Below are 3,193 nucleotides of genomic sequence, written 5' to 3'. Positions count from 1 at the left end.
CCGCAAATTTAGCGAAATTCTGAAAACTTATAAAATCAAAGAGCTTATCTATGCAAATACTCCAGGCAGCTTCATGGGCATGAAGGTAAGCTATGTGATATTGCGCACGCTTAGCATCGCTCTTGATGTGCCGCTGTACGCGATCAGCGGCTTTGAGCTAAGCGGCTTCGGGCCGATCAGGGCGAATAAAAACTTCAGCTACGTTTACGAACGCGGCGAAATCAGGATGAAAAAATGCGCCCCCGCCGCGCTATCTTTGCCGCAGGATTTATCGGTTTTAAATAAAAGCGATGATATACTTCCAAATTACATCATAGAAGCGGTTTAGGAGAAAGCTTGATTATAAGAATTCCTGCGACGAGCGCAAATTTAGGCCCCGGTTTCGACGCGCTCGGCCTTAGCCTAGGGCTATTTAACGAAGTAGAGATTACCGAGCAGAAGTTTTTTTGCGTATCGCTTAGCGGTGAGGGCAGCGACAGAGCGTGGTTAAAAAAGGGCAACGCTTTTTTGAACATTTTCAATGAAATTTACAGAAAACTAGGCGGCGGGCAAGAGATAAATTTTAAATTTGCTTTTCATAACAACATCCCGTTTTCGCGGGGGCTAGGCAGCAGCTCGGCCGTGATCGTAGGCGCCATCGCAAGCGCTTATAAAATTTGCGGTTTTGAGATCGATCGCGCTAAAATTTTAAACACGGCGCTGGAATATGAAAATCACCCTGATAATATCGCGCCCGCAACGCTCGGCGGCTTTGTCAGCAGCGTCGTGGACGGTAAGATGGTTCGCACGCAAAAATGCGAAATTTCGCAAGATCTGCAAGCGGTCGTCGTCGTCCCCGATACGCCGATGCCTACGAACGAATCGCGCGGCAAGCTGCCTAAGAGCTTTTCGATCAAAGATTGCGTTAGCAACCTCTCGCACGCGGCGTTTCTGACCGCTTGCTTTATGCGACGCGACTACGACAGCTTGCGCTACGCTTGTATCGACAAGATGCACGAGCAGATGCGCATGGGCGTGCTCCCGCAGCTTTTTGGGGTGCGCGAGATCGCCTATGATAACGGCGCGCTTATGAGCTCGCTCTCGGGAAGCGGCTCAAGCTTTTTAAATTTAGCCTATAGATCCGACGCTGCAAAGCTTAAAGCCTGCCTTAGCGAAAATTTTCAAAACTTCCGCGTCGAAATTTTAGATATCGACAACGGCGGCTTTAATATTGACTAAGAAAAATAAAGATATAATCGCATGAGCGAACCGATTAGGATGTGCGTTATTTGCAAGGGGCGCTTCGCCAAGCGCGAGCTCCACGCCTTTTTGCAAAATTTTAAAAATATAAGCTCAAACAGACAATTTTATATTTGCGACGGTTGCATAAATCAAAAAGAGAAAATTTCAAAATATCTATCTAAATTTGCGTCTAGCGCAGATTTGAGACATATCAAGGAGAGGGTTTTAAATGGGTGTTCTGATTAAAGATATCGCGGACGAGCTTGGATACGCAAGCAAAGAGATAATCGAAAAAGCGCAGGAGATGGGCTTTAAAAAGGTAAAAACCGCGTCGAATAAAGTAAGCGAGGAAGAAGCTGCCGCTATTTACGATTATATTCAGACGGGAATTTTGCCGGGGAAAAAGTCAAAGCCCGCAAAGAAAAGCTCCGAAAAAGCGCAAGAAGACGAGAATAAGCCCGCTAAAAAACAGAGCGAAACTAAAAAAACCGCTAAAAAAGAGAGCCCTAAAAAGGCGGAAAGCTTAAAAGCTTCCGAATCCAAAGAGTCCGCGCAGAGCGCCAAAGAGCCTAGCGATGAAAAAACTCAGGCGCAAGAGCCTGAGGCAAAAACCGAAAAATCTCAAAATCAAAAAGAAGAAATTTCCTCCGCCCCACAGGAGAAAGAGGAGAAGCAAAACACCGCTTCAAAGCCTGCGCCGGTGCAGATAAACAGCGGCGATAGCATCGCTAGCGAGAGCCTGCAAAAGCGTCGTGGCCTAGTCATCGTAAAAAAGAAAAAGGAAGTTCAAGCTCCGGCGGCACAAGATAGAACCGAGCCTAGGCGCGAAAAGATAAGTGCGAGCCTAGAGGCGATCTTCTCAAACGCTGAACTAAATTTGAAAAAGAAAAAGATCGAAAAGAAAAAAGCTCCCGCAGCTAAAAAAGAGGACGCCCTTAAAATTGACATCATTCCTGATCACGAGATGGCGGATATCGTCATCGAGGACGAAGACGTCGTGGTAATGCCCGATTTCACCGTTAAACCAATTCAGACCGAAAACCGCACCAAAAGTAAAAACCAACCTAATATTTATCGCGCCTCGCAGAATCAAATTTTTAGCAGCGAAGGCGGTATAAGTCGCGGCGGTCGCAAAAAGCATAAAAAAGCCCCTCGCGAGCAGGGTAGCGAAATCGTAAGCTCTGTAGATATCCCAAAAGAGATCCGCGTCTATGAGTTTGCCGATAAGATCAAAAAGCAGCCTAGCGAGATCATCGGCAAGTTATTTGCGCTTGGAATGATGACGACGAAAAACGACTTTTTGGACGAGGATGCGATAGAAATTTTAGCAAGCGAATTCGGCATTGAGGTAAATATCATCGATGAGGCGCAGGAGTTTGACTATATCAAGGCTTACGAGGACAGCGAAGGCGAAGAAAATTTAATCGCTAGAGTGCCTGTCATTACCATCATGGGGCACGTCGATCACGGCAAAACGAGCCTGCTCGATTATATCCGAAACTCTCGCGTCGCAAGCGGCGAAGCGGGCGGTATCACGCAGCACGTAGGCGCGTATATGGTCGAGAAAAACGGCAGGAAGATCACCTTCATCGACACTCCTGGTCACGAGGCCTTTACTTCGATGCGCGCGCGCGGAGCCGAGGTTACCGATATCGTAATCATCGTAGTGGCCGCAGACGACGGCGTCAAGCCTCAGACCAAGGAGGCTATAGCGCACGCCAAGGCTGCAAACGTTCCGATCATCATCGCAATAAATAAGATGGACAAGCCTAACGCCAATCCCGATCTCGTAAAAACCGGGCTTGCAGAGCTTGACATCATGCCTACCGAGTGGGGCGGCAGCTACGAGTTCGTGCCGATCTCCGCAAAGACGGGCGACGGAATCGAAAATTTATTAGAGATCGTGCTTTTGCAAGCCGATCTTTTGGAGCTTAAGGCAGATCCTAGCAAGCAGGCTAAGGCGACCATCATC

4 protein-coding genes are annotated in these 3,193 nt (G+C 47.7%); all 4 read left to right on the top strand.

All coding sequences use genetic code 11. From position 1 onward, the window contains the following. Positions 1 to 328 (top strand): glycoprotease (locus Q0256_RS01365; protein WP_297959328.1); only part of this gene is annotated, 328 nt, incomplete at its 5' end. An 8-nt stretch (positions 329 to 336) separates the two neighbouring features. Beyond that, entirely contained in the window at positions 337 to 1,218 is an 882-nt protein-coding gene (gene thrB / locus Q0256_RS01360; RefSeq protein WP_297959326.1) for a homoserine kinase, read from the top strand. A gap of 21 nt (positions 1,219 to 1,239) precedes the next feature. Continuing rightward, the gene (locus tag Q0256_RS01355) at positions 1,240 to 1,467 is read left to right on the top strand and encodes a hypothetical protein (RefSeq protein ID WP_297959324.1); all 228 of its coding nucleotides are present in this window, start codon (positions 1,240 to 1,242) and stop codon (positions 1,465 to 1,467) included. Beyond that, positions 1,451 to 3,193: translation initiation factor IF-2 N-terminal domain-containing protein (locus Q0256_RS01350; protein WP_297959321.1), on the top strand; the 1,743-nt coding region annotated here is incomplete at its 3' end. The genes Q0256_RS01355 and Q0256_RS01350, both read left to right, overlap by 17 nt.

It is taken from the genome of uncultured Campylobacter sp., from assembly GCF_937949835.1.
In the GTDB taxonomy this organism is placed as follows: Bacteria; Campylobacterota; Campylobacteria; order Campylobacterales; family Campylobacteraceae; genus Campylobacter_B.
Note: the sequence above shows the minus strand (reverse complement) of the source record. Positions and strands in the feature narration are given on the sequence as shown.

Excerpts from the sequence above, each read along its gene's own strand:
- Q0256_RS01355 (WP_297959324.1), top strand. The coding sequence starts at position 1,240 with ATGAGCGAACCGATTAGGATGTGCGTTATTTGCAAGGGGCGCTTCGCC.